This window comes from Nonomuraea sp. NPDC051298 (assembly GCF_055586305.1).
Genome location: NZ_JBVJIM010000003.1, coordinates 636,267 through 660,872 on the forward strand (window position 1 = coordinate 636,267; position 24,606 = coordinate 660,872).

Here is a 24,606-nt window from a genome sequence, read left to right on the forward strand (position 1 = left end):
GCATGCTTCGACGGTTCGGAACGACAGGGCTCCTGATGATCGCGCTCGCGGCCTGCGGCGGTGGCGGCTCTGCGGGGGCGACGCCGACCGGAGGCAAGGCCGCCTCGCCCGCGCAGTCGGGTCCCGCCGGAACCGGGCCCGCGGAGAGCGGCTCCTCGAAGACCGGCTCCGCTGAGAGCGAGTCCACGAAGACTGAGTCCACGGAGACGGGGCCCAAGAACGCGGGCCCCACGCGGAGCCCCGTCCAGCGGGTGTTGTCGGGGATGAGCGTCGAGGAGAAGGTCGGCCAGCTCTTCATGCCCGTCCTGTACGGCACCGCCGCCGACACGGTCTCCGGCGAGAACCAGGCCCGCTACGGCGCCCAGACCCCGGCCAAGGTGATCGGCAAATACCACCTGGGCGGCGTGATCCTCTTCCCGCACAACGTCAAGAGCGTCGGCCAGGTCGTCGGGCTCACCAACGGCATGCAGCGGGCCTCCGAGGACGTCCCCTTATTGGTCGGCACCGACCAGGAGAACGGCCTGGTGTCCAGGATGTCCGCCCTCATGACCGACTTCCCCGGCGCGTCCGAGATCGGCGCCACGAAGGACACCGGCCTGTCGCGGGCCGTGGCCGAGGCGACCGGTGCGGAGCTGCGCGTGCTCGGCGTCAACATCGACTTCGCCCCCGTCGCCGACGTGAACGTCAACCCGCGCAACCCCGTCATCGGCCGCCGGGCGTTCGGCAACGACCCGCAGCGGGTGGCGAAGATGGTCGAGGCGGCCGTCAAGGGCTTCGACGACGCGAAGGTCGCCGCCACGGTCAAGCACTTCCCCGGACACGGCGACACGTCCGTCGACAGCCACACGGGCTTGCCGGTGATCAAACACACGAAGGCCCAGTGGGAGCGGATCGACGCGCCGCCGTTCAGGGCCGCCATCGAGGCGGGGGTGGACGCGGTGATGAGCGCCCACCTCGTCTTCCCCAAGCTCGACCCCTCGGGCGACCCGGCGACGCTGTCCAAGCCCATCCTGACCGGCCTGCTCAGGGAGAAGCTCGGCTTCCAGGGTGTGGTCTCCACCGACGCGCTCAACATGGCCGGGGTCAGGAAGAAGTACAACGACGGGGAGGTCGCGGTACGCGCCGTCCTGGCCGGGGCCGACCTGCTGCTCATGCCGAACGACCTGCCCAGGGCGTACCGGGCGGTGCTGGGGGCGGTGGAGTCGGGCCGCATCTCGAAGCAGCGCCTCGACCAGTCGGTCACCCGGCTGCTCACGCTCAAGCAGAACCGGGGCCTGCTGACCGAGGCGCCCGTGGCCTCGGCCGCCGAGGCGGCCGACGTGCTGCGCTCACCGGAGCACCGCAGGCTGGCCGCCCGCGCCGGGGGTTAGCTCGCGCTCGGATGGTCAGTGCGCGCCGCGCAGCCCGCTGGCGATGAACATCCCGGCCAGCATGGCGAACAGGAACGCCTGCAGGAACTGGACGAAGATCTCGAACGCGGTCATCACGATCGCCATCAGCACGCCGAGCACGCCCAGCCCCGCCCCCAGCGGGGTGAGCCGCTCGAACAGGAACCAGAAGCCCACCGAGCTGAAGAAGGCCACGAGGACGTGGCCGGCGAACATGTTCGCGAACAGCCGGATGAAGTGGGTGAACAACGAGGTGATGAAGACCTCGGCGAGGATCATCGGGGCGTAGAGCCCGTAGGCCCAGCCGGGCAGGCCCGGCAGGTGCACGATGCCCCGCAGGTAGCCGCGTACGCCGTGGTGGCTGACGCCGAGGTAGAGCTTGATGCCGTACACGCTGAGCGCCAGCACCAGCGGGAAGGCGATGTGGGCCGCCACGGGGAACTGGATGAGCGGGAAGGTGCCCATCAGGTTCCAGACGAGCACGGTGCAGAAGATCGTCAGGAGCAGGCCCATCCAGCGGTCGGCGTCCTTGCCGAGGCTGGGCCTGGCGATCTGGTCGCGGACGAAGAGGTAGACGTACTCGCCGATGCTCTGCCAGCCCCGTGGCACGATCTTCGGTCTGGCGAACGCGGCCCAGCACACGGCGATGACGAGGGCCGAGCTGAGCAGGGCGAGCAGGACCGGCTTGGTGAGCCAGTAGGGCCCGCCGGGAATGAGGGGAGCGAATTGGAAGAGTTCGAGGCCCGGGGCGGTCCACTCTTCGGGGGAGGTGATCAGGATCGTCGTCCGCACGGCGGTCCCTTCTGGGTAGCGATTCACGCTGGAAAAGCACCATAGCCGGATATTTCGGACATCCAATTACGGGGTTTATGTCCGGCAATTTGCGGGCGTGTCATGGCAAAAGCCGCTTCCGTGACGTTCTACTCTGGAGCGATGGTTACGGGTGTGCTCATCGACTGGGGCGGGGTGCTGACGACCAGCCTCACCGACTCCATCGGGCGCTGGATCGCCGCGGACAGGATCGACGCTGACCGCTACTACGCGGTCATGGGCGAGCTGATCGACCACGCCTACCGGGGAGGCGACGGCGAGAGCTCCATCCACGCCCTGGAAAGGGGCGAGCTCGACGGGGCCGACTTCGAGCGCGACCTCGCCGCCCGGCTGCTGACCCTGGACGGGGCCCCGCCGGTGGCCGAGGGGCTGCTGGATCGCATGTTCGCGGGCTTCGAGCGGGTCGACGCCATGTACGACATGCTGCGCGACGTACGGGCCGGCGGCGTGAAGACCTGCCTGCTGTCCAACTCCTGGTCCAACACCTATCCCAGGGACGGCTGGGACGAGCTGTTCGACGCGGTGGTGATCTCCGGCGAGGTCGGCATGCGCAAGCCCGAGGAACGCATCTACCTGCACGCGCTCGACCTGCTCGGGCTCTCCGGCGAGGAGTGCGTGTTCATCGACGACATCGAGGCCAACCTCGACGCCGCCCGCGCGCTCGGCATCACCGGCATCCACCACCGCGACGCGGACACGACGCTCGCCCAGCTCGAACCCGTCCTGCGGCTCACCCTGCGCGGAACTGGTCGGTAACAGCCCGGTCGCCCCGCTCATGACCAGGGACTATGAGTAAGGTGGCGATCAGGTGAGGCAGGATTCTCCCCTGGCAGAGCCCTGGCACGTTTGGAAAGGTTCGTCATGCGCGTCTACTTGCCGTGCACTCTTCCGGCCCTGGCCTCGGCCGTCGAGGCAGGGGAGCTGGGCCCCGCCCCGCTGACCGGCTACGCGGTGACCCCCGCGCTGATCGAGTGGTACGCCTCCGGCGACACCGAGGAGCTCGAATACGTCGCGCTCACCGAGGCGGCCCGCGCCTCCCTGCGGATGCTGGCCGCGGGCCGCGCCGACGGAGTCGAGGCCGCCCCCCGGCGCGTCGTCGTCGCGGCCGAGGTGCCGGAGCGGGCCGCCACCGCGGGCGTCGACCTGGCCGAACGCGGCAGGGTACACCTCGCGGAGCCGATCCCGATGGCCAAGGTGGCCTCGGTGCACATCGACGACCAGTACGCGATCCCCGACATCGAGGCCGCGGTCGCCGCGCTGCCGGCCGCCGACGAGGGTGACGACGACGCCCGGTTCACCGTCGACGGCGCCGAGGCCCACGAGCTGATGTGGTACGCGACCCAGGAGATCCCCGACCTGCTCGGTTCGTGATGGTTCCACCGATTACGTTACGATCACGCAAATCGCGCTTCCTCGGCTGCGTAGGGCCGTGCGTCGCTAGGTTCCGACTGCACCATTCATGACTGAAGGAGTCGGTTCCACGTGAAGCGTCGAGTCCTGGCCGTTGCCATCGGGGCGCTGGCCATCTTCGCCGGCTCGCCCGCGTACGCCCAGGACGTCCTGAGCCGGTACGACCACAAGGACCCGTACCGGTCGGGCTGCGGCAACGCGGCCCGCGTGGTCAAGACCGCCAACATCACCAGCAGGGCGAAGGGCGTCGTCGGCACGATCAGGCTCATGCGGTCGGGTAAGTGCAGGACCAGTTGGACCGAGGTCACGGTCGGCGCCTCCGTGCGCGGCACCGTCAGCGTCCACGCCGCGGACGGCAGGAACGCCTCCGTCCGGTTCAAGGCGGGGAACGGCGGCCGGCACTGGGGCGGCATGCTCGGAGCCAAGGACATGTGCGCCTGGGGCAGTGTCTCGGTGCAGTGGGGCACCGGCGCCGGCGGCCAGTTCGGCCAGGGCGCCACGGCCAAGGTCTGTGGCTGACGCCGCAGGGGTCGTGGCCGCCCGGTCGCGGCCCCCCGTTCATCGAGATGTCACACCGGCCAACTAGGCTTGGCTCGACATGACAAAGCACATCATCTGGGATTGGAACGGCACGCTCTTCCACGACATCGACGCCGTGGTCGGAGCCACCAACGAGATCTTCAAGCCGTACGAGCTTCCCGAGCTGACCGCGGACGGTTTCCGCGCGGTCTACACCCGCCCCATCTGGGTCGCCTACGAGCGCCTGCTCGGCCGCGCACTCGGCGAGGGCGAGTGGCAGCTCCTCGACGACGGGTTCCACGAGCACTACTACCGGCTGAGCGAGGTGTGCCTGCTGGCGCCCGACGCCGAACGCGCGCTCACCGACTGGACGGGCACCCAGTCGCTCTGCTCGATGGCGCCGCACGCGCACCTGGTGCCGAAGGTCGACTCGTTCGGCATCACGCGGCACTTCACCCGGGTCGACGGGCTGGTCGGCGCCACCGGAGGCGAGAAGGCCACGCACATGAGCGCGCACATCGCGGCCATCGGCGTCGACCCCGGCGAGGTCCTGGTGATCGGCGACAGCGTGGACGACGGGCTCGCGGCGCGGCACGTGGGCGCCAAGGCGGTGCTCTACACCGGTGGCATGACCACCAGGGCGGAGCTGGAGGAGACGGGGCTGCCGGTGGTCGACCGGCTGGCCGACGCCCTCGACCACGCCTGATCGTCCCCATGGTTCTCCCCATGGTCCTCTTCGTGTGCCTGATCATGCTTAAATCGCTCAGGCACGCGCCCTGACAGCGGCGACGGCCGTACCCTTGCAGGGATCCCTCAGGAGGCTGCCATCAACCGCCTTGTGCTGTGGAACGTCGACCTGACCCTGGTCGACGTGACCATCGTGACCAGAGACGCCTACGCCGAGGCGTTCCGCGCAGTGACCGGGCGTCCGCTGGTCAAGCTCGTCCCGCCGCAGGGGCGGCCCGACTCCGAGATCGTCTTCGAGACGCTCGCCGTCAACGGCATCGTGGCCGAGGACGACCATCTGCCCAGGTTCCTGTCGGCGCTGGCCACGGCCTTCGCCGACCGGCGCGGGCGGCTGGCGAAGGAGGGGCGGATGATGCCGGGGGCCAAAGACGCGCTGAAGGCGGTGTCCCGGCTCGACGGCGTGGTGCAGACCGTGCTGACCGGGACGATCAAGAGCAACGCGGTGCACAAGCTGAAGGCGTTCGGCCTCGACAAGCACGTCGACTTCGAGCTGGGCGGCTATGGCGAGGAGGTCTACCCCAAGGCGTCGTTGCTGCAGGTGGCGCAGTCGCGGGCCAAGCAGCGGCTGGGCACGGCCTTCACCGCGGCCAACACCGTCGTGATCGGCGACTCCACGCGCGACGTGCAGGCCGCCAAGATCGGCGGGGCGGCGATGATCGGGGTCGCCTCCGGGCGGTCCATGGTCTCGGAGCTGCGGGAGGCGGGGGCCGACCTGGTGCTGCCCGACCTGTCCAACGCCTCGGAGGTGGTGGCGGCGGTCGCGGGCCTGACCACGCCCCTCGACCGCAAGGCCGTCTGACCACCCCGCCCCGCCACACCCCCGCAGGGGCTCAGGCGAGGGCCTGGAGGAAGCGGGCGGCTATGGGGGCCGCCACGGCCGAACCGGCGCCGCCGCCCTCCACGATGACCGAGAAGGCCAGGTCACCCTTGTAGCCGATGAACCACGAGTGCGCGGGCGGCTCCTTGCCCGAGCCGTACTCCGCGGTGCCCGTCTTCCCCGCGGTGCCGGCCGGGAAGTTCACCCCGTGGGCCGTGCCGTCCGTGACGACGGCGGGCATGAGCCGGCGCAGGGCCTTCACCACGCCCTCCTCCAGCGGGCGCGGGTTGTCGGGCTGCCGGTCCGGGATCAGCTCGTCCTTGACCAGGTGGGGCGGGATCCACGCGCCGGAGGCGATGGCGGCGGCGACCGAGGCCATGTTGAGCGGGCTGGCCAGCACCCGGCCCTGCCCGATCGAGGCGGAGGCGAGGTCGGTGTCGTCCTTGGGGTCGGGGAACTCGGCGCGCACGGCCGGGACGCCGGGCGTGATCGCGGTGCCGAAGCCGAAGCTCCTGGCCACCTCGCCGAGCCGGCCGCCGTTCAGCTCGGCCACGCTCATCTCCCCGAACGTGGTGTTGCACGAGTGCGCGAACGCGTCACGGAACGACAGCGTCCCGAAGTCCTCGAAGCCCGCGTTGTGGAACGGGAACCCGCCGATGTTCTTCTCGGCCGGGCACGTGACCTGCTGGTCCGGCGCGACGCCGTCCGCGACCAGCGCGGAGGCGGTCACCACCTTGAACGTCGAGCCAGGCGGGTACTTGCCGAGCAGCGCCCGGTTGAACCCGCCCGGCGCGTTGACCACGGCCAGGATCTCGCCGGTCGAGGCCCGCAGCGCCACCAGGGAGACCGGCTTGTCCACGCCCTTGACGGCCTGCGCGCCTGCCTGGTGCACCTTGAGATCGATCGTGGTCCGAACGGGCACGAGGCCGTCCAGCGGGACGACGGTCCGCACGAGCCGGTCGCCCTGGTAGAGCCCGATGCCGGTACGGGTCTGCACCTTGAAGCGGTCGGGAAAGGTCTCCTTCATGCCCTCGACGAGCTGCTGCACCGAGCCGGGCGCGTCGGGGGTGTCGACCTGGGTGCCGTCGGCGGCCAGCACCTTCACCGGCGCGATCTGCTCGGAGAAGACCCGCAGCGACAGGCCCTTCTTCAGCAGCGGGTGCATCGTCGCGGGGCTCCAGTCGACCTTCCACGCGCCGCCGCGTTCGACGAGCTGGAGCCAGCCGCCCTCGTTCCAGTCGTGCTTCCCGCGCAGCTTCATCTGGAAGGACACCTTGTCGTCGGACGGCGCCCCATCTCCGAAGATCACCTTCGGGCGCGGCCGGTGGAAGCTCGCCTCGGTGACCTTGAGGTCCTTGAGAAAGCGGCGGTGCTGACTCTCGAAGTCGGCGGGCGGGTCCACGACCAGGGCGCGCATCGTCGCGTAGTCCTGGGCGGACCAGGCCGCGAGGTACTTGTCGGCCGTCTCCTCGATCGAGCCGTCAGTACGCAGTGCCCAGGCGACGCCCCCCGCGGCGACGACCGGGACCAGGATCGCGGCCAGGATCCAGGGCCATCGCCGGCGACGACGCCTGCCGTAAATTCTCCCCGTTTGTGGTGCCATGAGGCAGAGGACACCAGAGGCATGGCTCGTATGTCCAATATTGATATGAGCGAGATCAATATACGTATCTGGATATAGTGGCTGGTCATGGACCTGGTCCGGCACCTTCGCTACTTCATCGTGGTCGCGGAGGAACTGCACTTCGGCAACGCGGCGATCCGGCTCGGTATGGCCCAGCCCCCGCTCAGCCAGCGCATCAAACGGCTGGAGGAGGAGCTGGGCGTGCGCCTGTTCGACCGCTCCGCCCGCCAGGTGCGCCTGACCGAGGCGGGCCGGCTGCTGCTGGGCGAGTCCCGCGAGATCGTGGCCAGGGTGGAGCGGCTGCACGAGCTGGCCAGGCAGGGCCGGGGCGCGGTGCTGAAGGTGGGGGTCCCGCCCGACCTGGCCGCTGCCGTGCTCGCCGCCCTGGTCGCGGGCTTCCGCCAGACCCTCCCCGAAGTACGCCTCGCCCCCGCCGAGATCTGGACCGCCGACCAGGTGACGGCGCTGGCCGACGGCACCATCGACGTCGGGCTCGTCCGCCATCCGATCACCGCGCCCGGCCTGAGCTTCGGCCAGGTGCTCGTCCAGGCCCAGGGCGTGCTGCTGGCCGCCGCCGACCCGCTGGCGGGCGTCGGCGAGGTGCACCTGGCCGACCTGGCGGGACGTGACCTGATGATGCCGCCCAAGGAGGGTGAGCCGGGCTGGCACGCCGAGGTGCTGGCCGAGTGCCGCCGTGACGGGTTCGTCCCCGCGCAGGTGCACGAGGGCGTCGGGCTCGGGCTGGTGCTGGCGGGGGCGGCGGTGGTGTTCGGGCCGAGGACGGAGCTGCCGGGGCTGGTGTGGCGCCCGCTGCTAGGCTCGCCGATCACGAGCCGTGTCTCAACCGCCTGGCGTACGGAGACGGTCGCCGCCACGGAGTTCTCGGCCGTGGCCGTACGGACGTTGAAGGAGAGCGCCGGGATGACCGACGAAGGCGCCGCGCCGGTGCGGCGGGTCAGCCGCAGGCCGGGGATGCTGGCATGAGCGAGCCCGCCTTTGACGGCCTGTTCCGGACGGCAGGGGTGACCGGCTGGCTCTACGCGGCCGACATCGACAGCGGCCAGGAGCTCGGCCACGGCGCCGACGAGCCGCTGCCCACGGCCTCGATGTTCAAGGTGCCGCTGCTGGTCGAGCTGTGCCGGCAGGCCGACGCGGGGGTGCTCGATCCCGTGGGCCGGGTGACCGTGCCGGCCGCCGGGCGGATCGCCGGGCCGACGGGGATCTCGGGGATGCTCGACGACGTGACGATCTCGCTGCGCGACCTGGCGTACCTGATGATCGCGGTCAGCGACAACACCTCCGCGGACACGCTGCTGGAGCTGGTCGGGCGCGACGCGGTCAACGGCATGCTCGACTCGTTCGGGCTGGCGGGCACGCGGGTCGTGCAGGGGGCGGGCGAGGGCAACGAGAGCATGCGCACCGACACCGGGCACGCCTGGCCGTACCTCGATCCCGCCGACATCGCCCGGCTGAGCGTGCTCGACCCCGCGCGGACCAACCGCAGCACGCCGCGCGAGATGGTCCGGCTGTTCGAGCTGATCTGGCGGGACCAGGCGGCCTCCGCGGAGTCGTGCGCGTGGATGCGGGCCGTGCTCAACATGCAGGTGTGGCCGCACCGGCTGGCCAGCGGCTTCCCGTACGACGAAGTGGCCGTGAGCGGCAAGACCGGCACGTACCCGACCCTGCGCTGCGAGTCGGGGGTCGTCGAGTACCCCGACGGCGGTCGGTACGCGGTGTCGGTCTTCACCCGCTCGTTCAGCACCGCGCTCATCCAGCCGCGCGCCGACGCGGTGATCGGCACGGCCGCGCGTATGGCGGTGGACCACCTACGGAGGTAGCAAGTTATGGGGAAGGCCGGGTATGACATTCCCCCGGACGGGCGACAGGATGGGCACATGGTTGCTGAGGGCGAGCTTCTCTGGGAGCCGGGCGAAGAGACCGTCGAGTCGGCCAGGCTGACCCACTATCTGCGGTGGCTGGGCCGCTCCACCGGCTACGACGACGCCTGGCGGTGGTCGGTCGACCGGCCGGCGGAGTTCTGGACGTCGATCTGGGACTACTTCGACGTGCTCGGGGACCGGGGCGACGGGCCCGTGCTGTCGGGGACGATGCCCGCCGCCACCTGGTTCGCCGGCAGCGCGCTCAACTACGCCGAGAACGCGTTGCGGCGCACCGAGGGCACGGCCCTGGTCTTCGTCTCAGAGGACGGCGGCCGTCAGGAGCTGAGCTGGGCCGAGCTGCGCTCCGAGGTCGCCCGCGTGCGCGCCGGGCTGCGGCGGCTCGGCGTCGGGCGCGGTGACCGGGTCGCCGGCTACCTGCCCAACATCCCGCAGGCCGTGATCGCCTGCCTGGCCACGGCCTCGCTGGGCGCGATCTGGTCGGCCGGCTCGCCCGACTTCGGGGTGCCGAGCATCGTCGACCGGTTCAGGCAGATCGCGCCCAAGGTGCTCATCGCCGTCGACGGCTACCGCTACAACGGCAGGACCTACGACCGGTCGGCCGCCGTCGACGAGATCGCCGCCGAGCTGCCCTCGCTGCGCGCCACCGTGTGGATCCCGTACCTGGGGGAGGGGGCCGGTGAGACCTCGCACGGTGAGGTGATCGGCTGGGAGGCGCTGCGGGCCGAGGAGGGGCCGCTGGAGTTCGAGCGGGTGCCCTTCGACCACCCGCTGTGGATCCTCTACTCCAGCGGCACGACGGGGCTGCCCAAGCCGATCGTGCACGGGCACGGCGGCGTGGTGCTCGAACATCTCAAGTCGCTCGCCTTCCACCAGGACCTGGGCGAGGGCGATGTGTTCTTCTGGTACACCACCACGGGCTGGATGATGTGGAACTACCTCATCGGCGCTCTCCTGGTGGGCGCCACCCCCGTGCTGTACGACGGCTCGGCCACCCACCCCTCGCCCGCCGCGCTGTGGGAGATCGCGGCCAAGGAGGGCGTGACGTACTTCGGGGTGGGGGCGCCGTACATCATGGCGTCGTCGAAGGCGGGCGTCCATCCCGTGGGGCTCGACCGGCTGCGCGGGATCGGCTCGACCGGGTCGCCGCTGCCGCCCGAGGGGTTCGCCTGGGTGGCCGCCGAGCTGCCGGGGCTCCCGCTCGGGTCGTTCTCCGGCGGCACCGACGTGTGCACGGGGTTCGTGGGGGCCACCATGCTCCATCCGATCCGGGCGGGGATCATCCCGTGCCGGTCGCTGGGGGCGAAGGTGGAGTCGTACGACCCGGCGGGCAAGCCGGTCGTCGGCGAGGTGGGGGAGCTGGTCGTGACCGAGCCGATGCCGTCGATGCCGGTCATGTTCTGGAACGACCCCGACGGCACGCGCTACGCCGAGAGCTACTTCGACGTCTACCCCGGCGTGTGGCGGCACGGCGACTGGATCAAGATCAACGAGGACGGGAGCTGCGTGATCTACGGCCGCTCCGACTCCACGCTCAACCGGGGCGGTGTCCGGATGGGCACCAGCGAGTTCTACCGGGTCGTCGAACGCTTCGAGCAGATCGCCGACAGCCTCGTCATCGACACCGGGCAACTCGGACAGGAAGGGCGGCTGCTGCTGTACGTGACCCTCGCCGAGGGCGCCGAGCTGACCGAGCCGCTGGAGCGGGCGCTGCGCGACGCCCTGCGCAAGGAGCTGTCACCCCGCCACGTCCCCAACGAGATCCGGGCCGTGCCGGGCATCCCGCGTACGCTCTCGGGCAAGAAGCTGGAGGTCCCCGTACGCAGGATCCTGCTCGGCACGCCCGTGGCGGAGGCGGCCAACCTCGACGCCATGGCCAACCCCGAGGTGCTGCGCCACTTCACGCCCTGAGCGTGATCTTCCCCCGGGTCCGCCCCGCCTCGGCCCGCCGGCTGGCAGGCGGCGCGCCTCGCCAGGCCGGGCACCGGGGGGTGAGCGGTCGGCTCAGCCGCGCTCGCCGGGCACGACCAGCCCCGACTCGTACGCGGCCACCACGGCCTGGGTGCGGTCACGCAGGCCCAGCTTGTTCAGCACCCGGCTCACGTGGGTCTTGACCGTCTCCTCCGTGACCAGCAGCCGGGCGGCGATCTCGGGGTTCGACAGGCCCTCGGCGACCAGCCGCAGCACCTGCGTCTCGCGCGGGGTGAGCGCGGCCAGCGGCGTGGCCGCCGCCCGCGACCTCGGCGTGAGCCGGGCGAACTCGCTGATGAGGCGGCGGGTGACGGCCGGGGCCAGCAGCGCCTCCCCGGCGGCGACCACGCGCACGGCGTCGAAGAGGCGCTCGGCGGTGACGTCTTTGAGCAGGAAGCCGCTAGCTCCGGCGCGCAGGGCGTCGTAGACGTACTCGTCGAGGTCGAACGTCGTCAGGATGAGCACCTTGGGCCCCTCGGCCCCCGCCAGCAGCCGGGTGGCCTCGATGCCGCTCATGACTGGCATGCGCACGTCCATCAGCACGACGTCGGGCGACACCTCGCGGCACACCCGGACGGCCGCGGCCCCGTCGGGCGCGGTGCCGGCCACCTCGAAGTCCGGCTGGGTGTCGAGCAGCTCGGCGAACCCGGTGCGCACGACCAGGTGGTCGTCGGCGATGACGATCCGGATCACGCGGCGTCCCTCCCCGGCAGCGCGGCCTCGACCAGGAACCCGCCGCCGGGCGCGGGGCCCGTACGCAGCTCGCCGCCGACCGCCGCGGCCCGCTCCCGCATCCCGGACAGCCCGTGCCCGGCCGCCCCAGGTCCGGGCCCCGGCCCGTTGTCGCGCACGCGCAGGCGCAGGTCGTCGCCGGTGTAGTCGAGCTCCACGTCGACCGCCGCGCCCGGCGCGTGCCGCCGCGCGTTGGTGAGCGCCTCCTGAACGATCCGGTACGCCGCCAGCTCCACCCCCGGATCCAGCTCCACGGGCTCGCCCCGCAGGATCAGCCGCGTGCCGCTCCCGGACGCCGCCCGCGACTCGTCGAGCAGCTCGTTCAGCTCGTCGAGGCGCAACCCCGGCTGGGGCCGCCAGGTGGTCTCCGTCTCGGCGTCCTCGCGCAGCACCCCGAGCAGCCGCCGCATCTCCGTCAGCGCCGACCTGGCGGTGTCGCCGATCGCCAGCAGCCGCTCGGCCCCCGCCGCGGGCATGCCGGGCACGGCCAGCCTGGCCGTCTCGGCCTGCACGGCGACCATGGAGATGTGGTGGGCCACCACGTCGTGCAGCTCGCGGGCGATGCGCGCCCGCTCGCCCCGGGCGGTGTGCTCCATCAGGCTGTCGGCGACGACCTGGCGGGCCGCCGTGTCGGCCCTGGCCCGGGTACGCTCGCCGCGGGCGAGCCCGGCCAGCGCCGCCGCGGGGACCAGGCAGCCCAGCAGCAGCGCGAGCAGGCGTACGCCGTCCGCCCGGTCGGCCGCCTCCAGCGCCACGGCCAGCACCGGGAACGGCACGGTGATCAGCACCGCCCGCCACAGCGGGCCGCCGAGCCGGTAGCCCGCGACGAGCTGCGCGGCCAGCCCGGCGAACGTGAAGGTGCCGAAGGCCCCGACCGACAGCAGGCTCGCCCCCATGACCAGCGCCCCGGCCACCGCCGGTCGGCCCCAGAGCAGGCCCAGCGGCAGCGTGGTGGCCAGCGCGAGCAGCGCGAAGATCACGAAGTCCGGGGCGGCCCCGGCCGGGTCCGGCCCGGCGGGCGGCCCTACCGGTGTTCCCATCGGTGTTCCCATCGGCACCGGTACGGTCTCCGACAGGGCGAACCCCGGCGCGTGCCGGGCCCGCACGATCGCCTCGGCCACCGCGAGCAGCGACAACAGCGCGACCGCCGCGTACGGGGCCGCCCGGACCCAGCGCCGGTCGTACGCTCGCTCCACGAACCCCATTGTTTCCCGCCACCCCCCTGTCAGGCATCCCCCGCACGAGGGACGGGCCCTGGCTGCCGCGAGCGACCCCCGGGATCGCTCCCCGGCGTGACGACTCGGCCCTGGTCCGCTGCCTAGTCTGCCTGGACATGGAAGCAACCATCGAAGTCAGCGGCCTGCGCAAGCGGTTCGGCCGGACGACGGCGCTGGACGGGATGACGTTCGAGGTGCGGCCCGGCCGGGTGACCGGCTTCGTGGGGCCGAACGGCGCGGGCAAGTCCACGACGATGCGGGTCGTGCTCGGCCTCGACGCGCCCGACGAGGGGCACGCGCTGGTGGGCGGGCGGCCGTACCGGAGCCTGCGGTGCCCGTTGAGCCACGTCGGCGCGCTGCTCGACGCGGCGGCGCTGCAGCCGAGCCGCAGCGGGCGCAACCACCTGCTGTGGCTGGCCCACTCCCAGGGGTTCGGCGCGCGGCGGGTGGACGAGGTGGTCGAGCAGGTCGGGCTGGGCCCCGCCGCGCGGCGTAGGGCGGGCGGCTACTCGCTGGGCATGCGCCAGCGGCTCGGGATCGCCGCCGCCCTGCTGGGCGACCCGCCGGTGCTCATGCTGGACGAGCCGTTCAACGGGCTCGACCCCGAGGGCATGGTGTGGATCCGCGGGCTGCTGCGCTCGCTGGCCGGGGAGGGGCGGGCCGTGCTGGTCTCCAGCCATCTGATGAGCGAGTTGCAGGACACCGCCGGCCATCTCGTGGTGGTGGGCCGGGGCCGGGTGATGGCGGACGTCGGCGTGGCCGAGCTGATCGCCTCGGCCTCCCGCGACCGGGTGACGCTGCGTACGCAGGCGCGCTCGCAGGCCATGACGGTGCTGGCCGGTGTCGGGGCCACGGTGGCGGCGGGCGAGCGGGACTCGCTCGTCGTGTCCGGGCTGCCGTCCGAGGAGATCGTGCGGCTGCTCGGGGCGCGCTCGGTGCCCTTCTCCGAGGTCAGCGCGCACCGGGCGACGCTGGAGGAGGCGTACATGGAGCTGACCAGGGACGCGGTGGAGTTCAGGGGGGCCGCGCGATGACCGGCGGGCGCGACGGCTTTCCCCAGTTGGTGCGCGCGGAGTGGACCAAGCTCAGGACCGTACGCGGCTGGGTGGCGGGCCTGGTGGCGGCCGCGCTGGCCATCGTGCTGTTCGGCCTGCTCTCCGCCACGGCCAGCCACTCCTCGTGCGGTAACGGCCCGGTCGAGGTGCCCTGCCCCACGCCCCCGCTGGGGCCGGGCGGCGAGGCGGTCGAGGACCGGTTCTACTTCGTCAGCCAGGAGCTGGACGGCGACGGCGCCATCACCGCCCGCGTCACGTCCATGACCGGCCAGATCCGCCTGCCCGACGTCACCCCCGGCGTCAGGAACGTCGTCCCCGGCGTCGTGCCGTGGGCCAAGGCGGGCGTCATGGTCAAGGCCGGCGCCGAGCAGGGGGCCTCGTACGCGGCGGTGATGGTCACCGGCGACCACGGAGTGCGCATGCAGCACGACTTCACCGAGGACGTGGCCGGATCGCCAGGGGGAGTGTCCCCTGCGGAGCCGCGCTGGCTGCGCCTGACCCGCACCGGCGACACGCTCACGGGCGAGGAGTCGCGCGACGGGAGGCGCTGGACCGGGGTCGGCACCGCCCACCTGGCCGGGCTGCCCGCGCGTGTGCGCATCGGCCTGTTCGCCGCCTCGCCCGGCGACGTGACCGTGGTCAGGAACACGCTCGGCGGGTCCGCCTCGGCCTCCCGGTTCACCGAGGTCACCGCGGTCATGGACGAGGTCGCCGTACAGGGCGCGACCGCGGGCGGCGACTGGCGGCGCGACGACGTCGGCGTGTCCCTGGAGCTCGACGGCACCCCGCACCACCCCGGCGGCCTCGTGCGCAACGGCGGCACGTTCACCGTCACCGGCACCGGCGACATCGCCCCCGACAGCCATCAGGGCACCGTCGAACGCACGCTGACCGGCGCGCTGGTCGCGCTCATCGTGGTGATCGTGGTGGCGGTGCTGTTCGTCACGGCCGAGTACCGCAGAGGGCTGATCCGCACCACGCTGCTGGCCACACCCCGGCGCGGGCGGGTGCTGGCGGCCAAGGCCGTGGTGGCGGGCGTGGCCACGTTCGTCCCGGCGCTGGTGGCCGCGGCGGTGACGCTGCCGATCGGCCGGGACATCCTGGGCGGCAACGGGATCTTCACCCTGCCGGTCGGGACGCTCACCGAGCTGCGGGTGATCGCGGGGGTCGCGGGGCTGCTCGGCGTGGCCGCGGTGTTCGCGCTCGCGCTGGGCGCGCTCTTCCGGCGCAGCGCGACGGCGCTCATCGTGGCGATCGTGGCGCTGGTGGTGCCGTACGTGCTGGCGACCGCGTCCATCCTGCCCGACGAGGCGGCGCGGTGGCTGCTGCGGCTCACCCCGGCCGCGGGGTTCGCGATCCAGCAGAGCGTGCCCGCGTACGAACAGGTGATCTCGCACTACGCGCCGGCCTCCGGCTACTTCCCGTTGCCGCCGTGGGGCGGGTTCGCCGTGACCTGCGCGTACGCGGCCCTGGCCCTCGGCCTGGCCGTCCGCCGGCTGAACAGGGAGGACGTGTGAGGCGGGAACTGCGCGCGGAGTGGACGAAGCTGCGCACGGCGTCCGGGCCCGGCCCGCTGCTGCTCGGGGCCGTGGTGCTGACCGTGGTGGGCAGCGCGCTCGCGGCCTGGGCCATCCACTGCCCGGCGGCCGGCTGCGGCGAGGACGCCACCAGGACCGGCCTCTTCGGGGTGCACCTCGGCCAGGGGCTGATCGCGCTGCTGGCCGTGGTGGCGGTCTGCGGGGAGTACAGCACGGGGATGATCCGTACCAGCCTGACCGCGACGCCGCGCCGGATCACCCTGCTGGCGGCCAAGGCGGGAGTGCTGGCCGGGCTGACCGCGGCGGCCGGGGCCGTGGCCGTGCTCGGATCGGTGCTGGCGGCGCGGATCCTGCTGCCGGGCAGCGGCTTCACGCCGGAGCACGGCTATCCGCCGCTGTCGCTCACCGACGGGCCGACGCTGCGGGCGGCGGCCGGGTCGGTGCTCTACCTGGTGCTGGTCGCGCTGCTGAGCGTGGGCGTGGCCACCGCCGTACGCGACTCGGCGGTGGCGGCCGGCACCGTGCTCGGGCTGCTCCACCTCTTCCCCGCGGTCATCCTCATGGTCAGGGACGAGGACCTGCAACTGCTGCTGTTGCAGGTCTCGCCGGTGAACGCCGGGCTGGCCGTCCAGGCCACCACGAGCCTGCCCGCTCTGCCCATCGGGCCGTGGGCGGGGCTGGGCGTGGTCGCGGGCTGGGCGGCGGCGGCCCTCACGATCGGCGCCCTGCTCCTGCGCCGACGCGACGCCTGACACCCGCTCCCTTCTCCGCCCCGAACCCCTACAGGCCGAACAGGGGCAGGCACCGGTCCAGACGGTGGATCTCGAAGCCGGGCAGCTCCCGCCAGTCCTCCCTGGCCAGGCGGAAGCGCCGGCTGACGGCCGGTTTCCCCTGGCGGTCGCGCAGGTCGAAGCCGTCGTCCCGGTAGCCGAGCTTGCGCGTCACGGCCAGCGAGGCGTGGTTGTCCTCGAACGCGCCCGTCGTCGCGTGCCGGGCGCCCAGGCCGGCGAAGGCGAGGTGCAGCACGGCCTGGCGCATCTCGGTGCCGATGCCCTGGCCATGGAAGCGCCGGCCCAGCCAGGAGCCGGTCCTGACCTCGCGGGTGACCGGGAAGTTCGTGGCCATGAGGCCCTGGGTGCCGACGACGGTGCCCTCGTACACGACGACGAAGTCGATCGACCAGTCGTCCGCGGTGAAAGCGCCCCAGGAGCGGAAGTGGTACTGCACGGTGCTCCTGGCGCGCTCGGCGGGCTCCTTGACGGACCAGGGAACGTAGAACGGCATGAGCCCGGGGTCGTGGACGCCCTCGGCGGCGCGGTCACCCAACTCGTCGAGGTCGTCGAGGGTGGGATGGCGCACCTCGAGGCGCGGGGTCGTGACGGAGAGCTCGAAGAGCGGCCAGTTACGCATGCCGCCCTATGTTCCCAGGTGAGAGGAACGCGCGCGATCCATTTTTGTCCGATTGGCCACCTTAAAGTGCATTTAACGGGATCCGGTTATTAGCCGGGACTTTTGAATGACAAAACTATGAATTCTCGGCTGTCGGGGTAGGTGTTGATTTGTGATGATAAAGCTTCAGAGAATCGCCGCTCTCGCCGTCGGCTGCGCCCTTCCCTTCGCCGCCGTGTCCCCCGCCGCCGCCAAAGAGCCGCCTCCTGGAGCGGACGCCGACACGACCGAGACGACGGACGCGGACACGGACGCGGGCATGGGCACGGGCACGGACGCTGACACGACCGAGGCTGAGGCTGAGACCGAGGAGGACGCGGCAGGGAAGCTCGTGCTGCGGCCCGGTGACAGGGGCGCGGTGGTCAAAGCCCTGCAGCGGCGGCTGCACGCCGGGCACTATTACTACGGCAGGATCAACGGCGTGTACGACGAGCAGACCAAGTTCGCCGTCTGGGCCCTGCAGAAGAGCAGGGGCATGATCCCCAAGGGAGAGATCGGCCCGAAGGTGTGGAAGGCGCTGGAGCGGCCCATGCGCCGGCGCCCGCTGGTCCCCGGCGGCGCCGCCGACCGGGTCGAGATCAGCCTGCGGGAGCAGCTCCTGATCGTCTACCGCAAGCGCAGGCCGGTGCTGTACTCGCACATCTCCACCGGTGCCGAGGTGCGTTACTGCGAGGGTGGCCGCTGCGGCACCGCCATCACGCCGGTCGGCGACTTCCGCGTGCAGAGCCGCGCGCCGGGCTGGACCACGGGGCGGCTCGGCTCGATGTTCAACTCGCTGTACTTCACCGGGGCCATCGCCATGCACGGCTCCACCAAGGTGCCGCTGCACCCGGCCTCGCACGGATGCGTACGCCTCCCGCTGGAGACCTCCAAGCGCCTGTACGAGATCGTGAAGGTCGGCGAGCCCGTCTACGTCCGGGGTCAGATCCGCTGAGCTACACGCCCTGCGGCAGCCGGAAGAGGCGACCGGGGTCGTAGGTGGATTTCACCTCGGCCAGCCGGGCGGCGTTCGCCCCGTAGTACGCACTCCGCCAATTTCTCAAATCCGCATCGATATAGTTCACGTAACCATGATTCCCGAAATATCGGGACATGTTGGTGTGCAAATCCCGCAGCCAGCTCCGGCTCGTGCCTTCCGCGTAATACTGCACGCTGAAAAGCGCGGCCCGATGCGGGAACGCCGTCGCCGTCGGCGCCACCCTGCCGATCGCCCCTCCCATGGCGTCCAGCAGCACCGAGTGCCCGCCGCGGCGCGCCACCCCGTTCACCAGCGCCCGCACGCCGTCCGCCGGCAGCTCGCGGTACGCCAGGTGCGACTTCGCCCCGAACGCCTCCCGCGGCATCCGTCGGCACCGGTCCACCGACATCGACGCGCACCCGCCCATGATCTTCATCGCGTCCAGATGGGACGTCGTGCGCACCGAGCGCGACGACGGCCGGCCGACGCGTTCGGCGAGCCGGTCCAGCAGCCGGTTCAGCGCCGAGGCCGGTCCTGTGCAGGCGCCGACGACCGCCACGTCCAGCCCGCGGGCCGAGCGCGTCAGGTGCAGCGCCGACCACAGCTCGTCCGGGGCCGACGGCGCCCACGACTGCCACGCCCGCACCGCCGCCCCCGCCTTCGACCACGGCCAGTGCAGGAAGAACACCGTCAGCCGGGAGGCGGCGAACGTCCGGAACGTGAAGGACACCGCCACGCCGAAGTTGCCGCCGCCACCGCCCCTGCAGGCCCAGTAGAGCCCGGCGTGGTGGTCGGCGTCGCAGGTCAGCACCCGTCCGTCGGCCGTGACCAGGCGTACGGACTCCAGGGCGTCGCACGTCAGCCCGTGCTTCCTGGACACCACGCCGATGCCGCCGCCGAGCGCGAGCCCCGCGATGCCGACGGTCGGGCAGGTGCCCGCGGGAATGCTCACCCCGTGCCGGGAGAGCCGGTCGTAGACGTCGATGAGCTTGGCGCCCGCGCCGACCGTGGCCCGGCCGTCGGCGTAGGAGACCGCGTTCATCCTGGACACGTCGATCACCAGCCCGGTGCCGGTCGACCAGCCCGCGTACGAGTGACCCCCGGAGCGGCTGGTGACCGGTACGCCGTTGGCCCGCGCGAACCCCAGGCACGCCGACACGTCGCCCGCGCTCTCGCAGTACGCCACCGCCTGCGGCCTGACCCGGTCGTAGGCCGGGTTGAACACGCGGCGGGCCGTGGTGTACCCGGCGTCGCCCGGCAGCACGAGCGTGCCCGCCAGCTCTCGGCGCAACCTGCCCCAGTCGGGCGGCGGCGCGCCCGACCCGGCGGCCGGGCCGAGCGACCCCGGAAGAGAACCGGAAAGGGGGCCGGAAAGAGGCGCTGAAAGAGGTGCCGAGAGCGGCCCCGAGAGCGACGACGACGGTGACGACGACAGCGACGCCGACTGGTGCCCAGACAGCGACGACGGCAGCGACGACGACAGCGCCAGCGGGCCGAGAGCTGCGGCTTGCAGGAAATCCCGGCGGTTCATGGCCCTCCCCCTGAAGATCGTGGTGACCGATGGGTGAGACGTGTGGAGAGACCGCCGGGTTGGTCACATATGCATCACTTGTCGTCGTCGCTCAGCGGGCCGTACCGCCCACTCCGGAGATCCGCGGGGCACCGCCGCCCACCCGGGTGAGCCGGGGCCCGCTCTCCCCGCCGCGCCTCAGCACGCCGTTCTTGACCAGCCGCAACGGCGAGCCCGCGGGCGCGGGCGCGTCACTCGTGGTCTGCGCCAGCCGCAGGGCGAGCGCCGGGCACATGTCCACCGCCCGTCGCGCCTCCCTGGCCATGAAGCCGGGGACCTTCCTGAACGACGGGAACCCGTAGTCGTCCAGGTCCACGAACTCCGGCAGCAGGTGCGCGCACAGCCCGTGCCCCTGGCAGCGGGACCAGTCGACCTCCAGCCGGTACTCGGGCTCGGCCGCGCGCTCGGGCATCGGCAGCACGCCGCGTACCGGCCGGCCGCAGGAGCCGTGCTCCAGGTGGGTGGCGATCTCGGTCTCGAACGCGTCCAGCGCCGACAGCACGAACCTGGCCGTGCCGTCGGGGTGGAAGCAGGCGCCGCGGCGCTCGACGACGCGTACGGAGCGCCGTACCGCGTCGACCGAGCCCGTGCCCTCGGCCAGGGCGCAGATGGCGCGGGCCACGTCCGGCAGGCCGAGCCGGCAGGGGCCGCACTGACCGGCCGACTCGGCCGCCAGGTACGAGGCCACCCTCGCGGCCTCGCCCAGCGGGCACGTGGACTCGCCGAGCGGCACGATGATCCCGGCGCCCAGCGTGGCCCCGGCCAGCTTCATGCCCTCGCGCGAGATCACCGCCGTCCTGACGGCCTCCGGCGACAGCCACGCGCCGTGGTAGCCGCCGACGAGCACCCCGTCGCCGGGCCCCGCCTCGCACAGCGCGAGTACGTCGGCCAGCGGGGTGCCGGTGGGCGTCTCGATGACCGCGCCGTGCGCCGCGCCGCCGCTGACGGTGAGCAGGATCGTGCCGGGCTCCTTGCCGGTGCCCACCTCGGCGTACTTCTGCGGGCCGTACTCGGCCAGGAGGGCGAACTGCGCGTACGTCTCCGTGTTGGACAGCAGGGTCGGCAGCCCGTCCACGCCGCTGACCGCGGCCCGCCGCTTCCTGCCCGGCGGGATGCCCTCCTCCCCGTTGACCGCGCGGACGAGTGCGCCGCCCTCGCCGGAGATGAAGCGTTCCTCGACCCCGACCACCCGGATCGGGACGCGGCTCTCGGCGCCGCCCGAGACGTTGGCCGCCCGGCGCTCGGCCACGGCCGCGGCGACGGACGCCTCGGCGACCTTGCCACCGGCCGTGGCGACGACCACCTCGCGGGCGCCCAGCGCCTCGGCCGCCAGCACCGCGCCGTCCAGCACCAGGTGCGGATTGCGGGTGAGCAGCATGGCGTCCTTGGAACTGGCCGGCTCTCCCTCGGCGCCGTTGACCAGCACGACGCTCTCGCCTCCAGAACCCGCCGTGTCGGCCACGGCCCGCAGCTTGCGGGCGAACGGGAACTCCGCGCCGCCCCGGCCGCGCATGTCCACCTCGTTGGCGTACGAGATCAGCTCGCCCAGCTCCAGCGGCTCCATGACGCCGTGGAGCGTGCGGTGGGCGGGCAGGTCCAGGCGCCGGCAATGGTCGAGCCCGGCGGTCAGCCGGGCCGGACCCATGCGGAGCACCCGTGGCACTCGAGCTGGAATCACACCTTCTCCTGGAGAACCGCGAGTTCCTGTAAGCCGGGGGACGGGCTCATCCCGCCTCCCGGAATCTGCGCCGCGCTTCGGCGAGGCTCACGGGCGCGTCGACCTTGCCCGCGGCCCTCGCCCTGGCGGCGCCGACCGCCGCGGCCGCCGGGACGCGGACCTCGGCCGGGCGCTCCGCCGGTACGCCCACCGCGGCGGCGGACGTCACGGCGGGCCCCTCGACCCGGTCGAGCACGAAAAGCGGCCTGCGCAGCGTGGCCAGCACGCGTACGACCAGCGCACCGCCCACCGCCGCCATGCAGGCCACGTAGGACCAGGCCACCCAACCGGCCGGCGGACGCCCGGCGGTCAGCCCGTGCATGATCGCGACCGGCCAGGCCACGTACGCGGCGGAATGCAGGATCCGCCAGAGCCAGGGCCTGCTCCTGGTCGCGAACCGCCCCCTGACCATCCCCGTCGCCACGGCCACGACCATCAGGTCGAAGGCCAGGGCCCCGAGTCCCACGTAGATCCCGGCGACCGGCACGACCGCCGCGCCCGGCGGCACGTGCCCCAGACTGATCATGAGGGTGATGTGCGTGAGCAGGAACGCCAGCCCGACGAACGCGGTGGCCCGGTGCGCGAACTGGGCCCTGACCCGGTTGGCCGGCGACAGGAAGACGCGTTCGGTGGTGAGCAGGCCGAGCGCGACGGTCGCGGTCAGCAGCACCAGGGCGAACACGCCCGCGTAGAACTCGAGGAAGCCGACCCCTTGGCCGAGCAGCGCGATCCCGCGTTCCGTCCTGGTCAGCGCGAAGGCCGACAGAAGGACGGCCGCGACGGAGGCGCTCGCCCCCAGCCGGACGTTCCTGGTGTCCAGCAGGGTGGGGGCGTGCCTGGGGTGTCGTCTGTGGAGCATGTGTTTCCCTCCAAGGTCGGGTGAGGGTGCGACTCGGAAGGCTGGACGGCCCGCGCGGCCCCCGCTGATCAGCGCGCTGATCAGCACCGGCGGCCCCGGTTGATGCATGAGACGACGGACTGCATCAGCCGGTCCGGCATCACGTTGGCGAAGTCGCCGTGGTCGGTGATGGGGTTGTGCTTCTGTTCGGGGAAGGCGTCCACGGCGTACGAGGGGCCCTGCGGCACGTTGTACGCGAGGGTCATCCGCAGCGCGGGGATCGCCCTGGTGCCCTGGGGACAGGCGCCGCTCTGGTCGGGGAAGACCACGTGTGTGCGGTGATTGGCGCTGTCGGTGTTCTGACCGTCCCAGCAGCTAGGGAAGTCCAGAATACGAAGGACCTGACTGCCGCGCGGGCAAAGCGTGTATTTGTCGGGACTTATGCGATTTTGGAATCCCGAGCAGCTCCACCCGGCGCGGGCGTTGGCCCCGCCGTTAGTGGCCGCCTTGGCGTCACCGGTGATGAGCCGCAGGAACCTCGGCATCGCGACCACCCTGGCGGCGGCGTTCCCGCGGAACTGGAGCGTCACGGCGCGGGCCCGCAGCACCTGGCCGACGTTGCCGTCCGGGTCGTCGATGTTCGCGTCCGACCTGCGGTCCCTGAGCACCGGCCAGAAGTACGTGGACCTGTCGCTCAGTCGGCAGGTCGTGCCCGCCGCCGCGAGGCTCTCGTCGGTCGAGAACGCGTCCGTCGAGAGGTTGCCCACGTAGTCGTGCAGGTGGTGCGCCCCGTTGCTCACACCGGGCGCGACGATGAAGTTGTCGGGATTGTGGTGGCCGTTGCGGTTGGTGCCGCACTGCGAGACGAACGTGCCCCGTGAGCCGTTCCCGCCGGTCCGCGCGTCGAGCTGGCGCTGCGCCACCTGGCGGATGTCCACGAAGTCCTCGGGGAACGGGCCCAGGTCCGCGCACTCCTCCTCGCCGCCGCCGGTCGCGGTGGGGGAGGGTGAGGCGGTCGCGGTCGCGGTGGGGGAGGCGGTGCCCGTCGGCTCCTCGGTGGGCCCGTCGCCGGGGTCCTGCGTCTGGCTGGGGACCGGGGTGGCGGTCCTGGTGGGCTGGTTGCCGCCGGGGCGGCGCGACTGAGCGGTGGGCTCCTCCTCGGGCGCCTGCGTGTCCGGCGCCTGTGTGTCCGGGGCCTGCGTCTGCGGGGCCCGCGTCTGCGGGGCTTCGGTGTCCGGCGACCTGATCGGGTCCACCGCCACGCCGCCGCCCTGGGGCGCCTGCTGGTCCTGCTGGGGGTCCTGCTGCTGGTCCTGGCCCTGCTGACTCTGGTCCTGGTCCTGCTGGCCACCAGGGTCCTGCTGGCCCTGGTCCTGCTGCCCGCCCTGATCCTGCCCGCCCTGGTCTGGTTGATCGTTCTGCGGCTGGGACTGGCGGGGCTGGGGGGACCGGGTGGCTTCCGCGGGGTCACAGTGGTCGGCGAGGACCGGGCCCACGCCGATGACGGCCGCGGACACCAGGCCGGTCGCCGCCACGGCCAGCGCGGACACGGCCGCGGCCATGCGTCTGGATCTCCTCATGAATGTCTCCTCTTCTCGACCGCCAGCGCGACGGGTGGAGCAGGTGAGGGCGTCGGGGGTTCGGGCAACTGGCCGTGGTCGACCAGGCCGGTGGATTCCAGGTACGCCATGTGGCGCATCACGTAGTTGATGCCTTCCTGCGCGAACTTCCTGATCTCGGAGTTCCGCGTCCCGGATCGCACGGCCGCCACGACGGTGAAGACCTTTCCGTGCGCGGCACGCAACAGGTTCGCGAAGTCCTTGTCGAAGGCCGGCCCGCTCTCGGCCGCGAGCTGCGCCATCCAGCGCTGCTGGTCGGGGTTGGGCTCGTCGGGGAGCGCCACGCCCAGCTTCTTCGCGGTCTGGCGGGTGATCAGGTCGAGGTCCCTGTGCTCCTCCATGATCAGCTTTCCGACCTCCTTGACGCGCTGGGACTCGGCGCGGGTCTGGGCGTACTCGCCGACGGGCATTTCCCACAGGCCCGCCTGGCGTACCTTGAAGAGCAGATCGCGGTCGGCGGCCGTGAGCGGCCCCGTCGAGGTCTGCGTCCACTGGGCGGCCGCCGGATCGATGGCCGGCGGCATGACCAGCGCGATCGTCACGGCGGCGGCTACGACGAAGCCGCCGAGCATGAACAACTCGCCGCGCAAAAGCCTGTGCATGGTCGGAGGTACGCGGCCGTCTTCCCCCGGGTTCACCTATGGCCGGAGATAGTTACAAATGACTGGAGTTATCGGAGTGGCTACCGCTTGGATAACGAAGGTGTAA

Annotated in this window: 23 protein-coding genes; 13 read left to right on the forward strand and 10 right to left on the reverse strand. The window is 72.1% G+C overall.

What is annotated here, in order from left to right; all coding sequences use genetic code 11:
• Window positions 1–2 precede the first annotated feature (2 nt).
• On the forward strand, window positions 3–1,370 hold the full coding sequence (locus ACZ6S0_RS13045; RefSeq protein WP_465915995.1) for a glycoside hydrolase family 3 protein: 1,368 nt from the start codon (window positions 3–5) through the stop codon (window positions 1,368–1,370).
• A gap of 15 nt (window positions 1,371–1,385) precedes the next feature.
• On the opposite strand, the gene ACZ6S0_RS13050 is transcribed toward ACZ6S0_RS13045, so the two are convergent.
• Entirely contained in the window at window positions 1,386–2,180 is a 795-nt protein-coding gene (locus ACZ6S0_RS13050; protein WP_465915996.1) for a F0F1 ATP synthase subunit A, read from the reverse strand.
• Between the two features lie 141 nt (window positions 2,181–2,321).
• Between ACZ6S0_RS13050 and ACZ6S0_RS13055 the strand changes: the two genes are divergently transcribed.
• The 5 genes from ACZ6S0_RS13055 to ACZ6S0_RS13075 all read left to right on the forward strand — a co-directional run bounded on the left by ACZ6S0_RS13055 (window position 2,322) and on the right by ACZ6S0_RS13075 (window position 5,694).
• Window positions 2,322–2,975, forward strand: coding sequence for an HAD family hydrolase (locus ACZ6S0_RS13055; RefSeq protein WP_465915997.1), 654 nt, complete (start codon window positions 2,322–2,324; stop codon window positions 2,973–2,975).
• A gap of 105 nt (window positions 2,976–3,080) precedes the next feature.
• Complete coding sequence (locus ACZ6S0_RS13060; protein ID WP_465915998.1) at window positions 3,081–3,590, forward strand: DUF6912 family protein; 510 nt, start codon at window positions 3,081–3,083, stop codon at window positions 3,588–3,590.
• 111 nt (window positions 3,591–3,701) lie between these two features.
• Window positions 3,702–4,148 carry a DUF2690 domain-containing protein gene (locus tag ACZ6S0_RS13065; protein ID WP_465915999.1) on the forward strand — a complete coding sequence of 149 codons (447 nt, stop codon included), beginning with the start codon at window positions 3,702–3,704 and terminating at the stop codon, window positions 4,146–4,148.
• A gap of 79 nt (window positions 4,149–4,227) precedes the next feature.
• Window positions 4,228–4,854, forward strand: a complete 627-nt coding sequence (locus ACZ6S0_RS13070; protein WP_465916000.1) for an HAD family hydrolase — start codon at window positions 4,228–4,230, stop codon at window positions 4,852–4,854.
• A gap of 132 nt (window positions 4,855–4,986) precedes the next feature.
• Complete coding sequence (locus tag ACZ6S0_RS13075) at window positions 4,987–5,694, forward strand: HAD family hydrolase (RefSeq protein WP_465916001.1); 708 nt, start codon at window positions 4,987–4,989, stop codon at window positions 5,692–5,694.
• A 31-nt stretch (window positions 5,695–5,725) separates the two neighbouring features.
• Here ACZ6S0_RS13075 and ACZ6S0_RS13080 read toward each other — a convergent pair whose 3' ends face one another.
• Entirely contained in the window at window positions 5,726–7,315 is a 1,590-nt protein-coding gene (locus tag ACZ6S0_RS13080; protein WP_465916002.1) for a penicillin-binding transpeptidase domain-containing protein, read from the reverse strand.
• An 87-nt stretch (window positions 7,316–7,402) separates the two neighbouring features.
• On the opposite strand from ACZ6S0_RS13080, the gene ACZ6S0_RS13085 reads away from it, so the two are divergent.
• Genes ACZ6S0_RS13085 through ACZ6S0_RS13095 form a run of 3 tightly spaced genes read left to right on the forward strand, consistent with a single transcriptional unit; the run spans window position 7,403 to window position 11,145 of the window.
• Entirely contained in the window at window positions 7,403–8,320 is a 918-nt protein-coding gene (locus ACZ6S0_RS13085; protein WP_465916003.1) for a LysR family transcriptional regulator, read from the forward strand.
• The gene (locus tag ACZ6S0_RS13090) at window positions 8,317–9,174 is read left to right on the forward strand and encodes a serine hydrolase (RefSeq protein ID WP_465916004.1); all 858 of its coding nucleotides are present in this window, start codon (window positions 8,317–8,319) and stop codon (window positions 9,172–9,174) included. Before ACZ6S0_RS13085 ends, ACZ6S0_RS13090 begins: the two co-directional genes overlap by 4 nt.
• A 57-nt stretch (window positions 9,175–9,231) precedes the next feature.
• Window positions 9,232–11,145, forward strand: a complete 1,914-nt coding sequence (locus ACZ6S0_RS13095) for an acetoacetate--CoA ligase (protein ID WP_465916005.1) — start codon at window positions 9,232–9,234, stop codon at window positions 11,143–11,145.
• 93 nt (window positions 11,146–11,238) lie between these two features.
• Here the strand turns inward: ACZ6S0_RS13095 and ACZ6S0_RS13100 are convergent, their stop codons facing one another.
• Both ACZ6S0_RS13100 and ACZ6S0_RS13105 read right to left on the reverse strand, forming a co-directional pair.
• Window positions 11,239–11,898, reverse strand: coding sequence for a response regulator transcription factor (locus ACZ6S0_RS13100; RefSeq protein ID WP_344874364.1), 660 nt, complete (start codon window positions 11,896–11,898; stop codon window positions 11,239–11,241).
• Window positions 11,895–13,133, reverse strand: a complete 1,239-nt coding sequence (locus ACZ6S0_RS13105) for a sensor histidine kinase (protein ID WP_465916006.1) — start codon at window positions 13,131–13,133, stop codon at window positions 11,895–11,897. The genes ACZ6S0_RS13100 and ACZ6S0_RS13105 overlap by 4 nt, the downstream gene beginning before the upstream one ends.
• Before the next feature lie 137 nt (window positions 13,134–13,270).
• Between ACZ6S0_RS13105 and ACZ6S0_RS13110 the strand changes: the two genes are divergently transcribed.
• Genes ACZ6S0_RS13110 through ACZ6S0_RS13120 form a run of 3 tightly spaced genes read left to right on the forward strand, consistent with a single transcriptional unit; the run spans window position 13,271 to window position 16,499 of the window.
• Window positions 13,271–14,188 carry an ABC transporter ATP-binding protein gene (locus tag ACZ6S0_RS13110; protein ID WP_465916007.1) on the forward strand — a complete coding sequence of 306 codons (918 nt, stop codon included), beginning with the start codon at window positions 13,271–13,273 and terminating at the stop codon, window positions 14,186–14,188.
• A complete protein-coding gene (locus ACZ6S0_RS13115; protein WP_465916008.1) occupies window positions 14,185–15,726 on the forward strand; it encodes an ABC transporter permease subunit in 1,542 nt (513 codons plus the stop codon). Before ACZ6S0_RS13110 ends, ACZ6S0_RS13115 begins: the two co-directional genes overlap by 4 nt.
• A complete protein-coding gene (locus ACZ6S0_RS13120) occupies window positions 15,723–16,499 on the forward strand; it encodes an ABC transporter permease (protein WP_465916009.1) in 777 nt (258 codons plus the stop codon). The genes ACZ6S0_RS13115 and ACZ6S0_RS13120 overlap by 4 nt, the downstream gene beginning before the upstream one ends.
• 28 nt (window positions 16,500–16,527) lie before the next feature.
• Here ACZ6S0_RS13120 and ACZ6S0_RS13125 read toward each other — a convergent pair whose 3' ends face one another.
• Window positions 16,528–17,157: a GNAT family N-acetyltransferase gene (locus tag ACZ6S0_RS13125; RefSeq protein WP_465916010.1), complete on the reverse strand. Its 630-nt coding sequence runs from the start codon at window positions 17,155–17,157 to the stop codon at window positions 16,528–16,530.
• Window positions 17,158–17,311: 154 nt separating this feature from the next.
• Between ACZ6S0_RS13125 and ACZ6S0_RS13130 the strand changes: the two genes are divergently transcribed.
• Window positions 17,312–18,130 carry a L,D-transpeptidase family protein gene (locus ACZ6S0_RS13130; protein ID WP_465916011.1) on the forward strand — a complete coding sequence of 273 codons (819 nt, stop codon included), beginning with the start codon at window positions 17,312–17,314 and terminating at the stop codon, window positions 18,128–18,130.
• Window position 18,131: 1 nt separating this feature from the next.
• Here ACZ6S0_RS13130 and ACZ6S0_RS13135 read toward each other — a convergent pair whose 3' ends face one another.
• The 5 genes from ACZ6S0_RS13135 to ACZ6S0_RS13155 form a co-directional block, all read right to left on the reverse strand.
• Window positions 18,132–19,685 (reverse strand): FAD-binding oxidoreductase, encoded by a 1,554-nt coding sequence (locus ACZ6S0_RS13135; protein ID WP_465916012.1) that lies wholly within the window; start codon window positions 19,683–19,685, stop codon window positions 18,132–18,134.
• Between the two features lie 91 nt (window positions 19,686–19,776).
• Window positions 19,777–21,402 (reverse strand): NADH-ubiquinone oxidoreductase-F iron-sulfur binding region domain-containing protein, encoded by a 1,626-nt coding sequence (locus tag ACZ6S0_RS13140; protein ID WP_465916013.1) that lies wholly within the window; start codon window positions 21,400–21,402, stop codon window positions 19,777–19,779.
• Window positions 21,403–21,448: 46 nt separating this feature from the next.
• Window positions 21,449–22,300, reverse strand: coding sequence for a ferric reductase-like transmembrane domain-containing protein (locus tag ACZ6S0_RS13145; RefSeq protein WP_465916014.1), 852 nt, complete (start codon window positions 22,298–22,300; stop codon window positions 21,449–21,451).
• Between the two features lie 80 nt (window positions 22,301–22,380).
• A complete protein-coding gene (locus ACZ6S0_RS13150; RefSeq protein WP_465916015.1) occupies window positions 22,381–23,859 on the reverse strand; it encodes a DUF1996 domain-containing protein in 1,479 nt (492 codons plus the stop codon).
• Window positions 23,856–24,500 (reverse strand): DUF4142 domain-containing protein, encoded by a 645-nt coding sequence (locus ACZ6S0_RS13155; protein WP_465916016.1) that lies wholly within the window; start codon window positions 24,498–24,500, stop codon window positions 23,856–23,858. Before ACZ6S0_RS13155 ends, ACZ6S0_RS13150 begins: the two co-directional genes overlap by 4 nt.
• Between the last annotated feature and the right edge of the window lie 106 nt (window positions 24,501–24,606).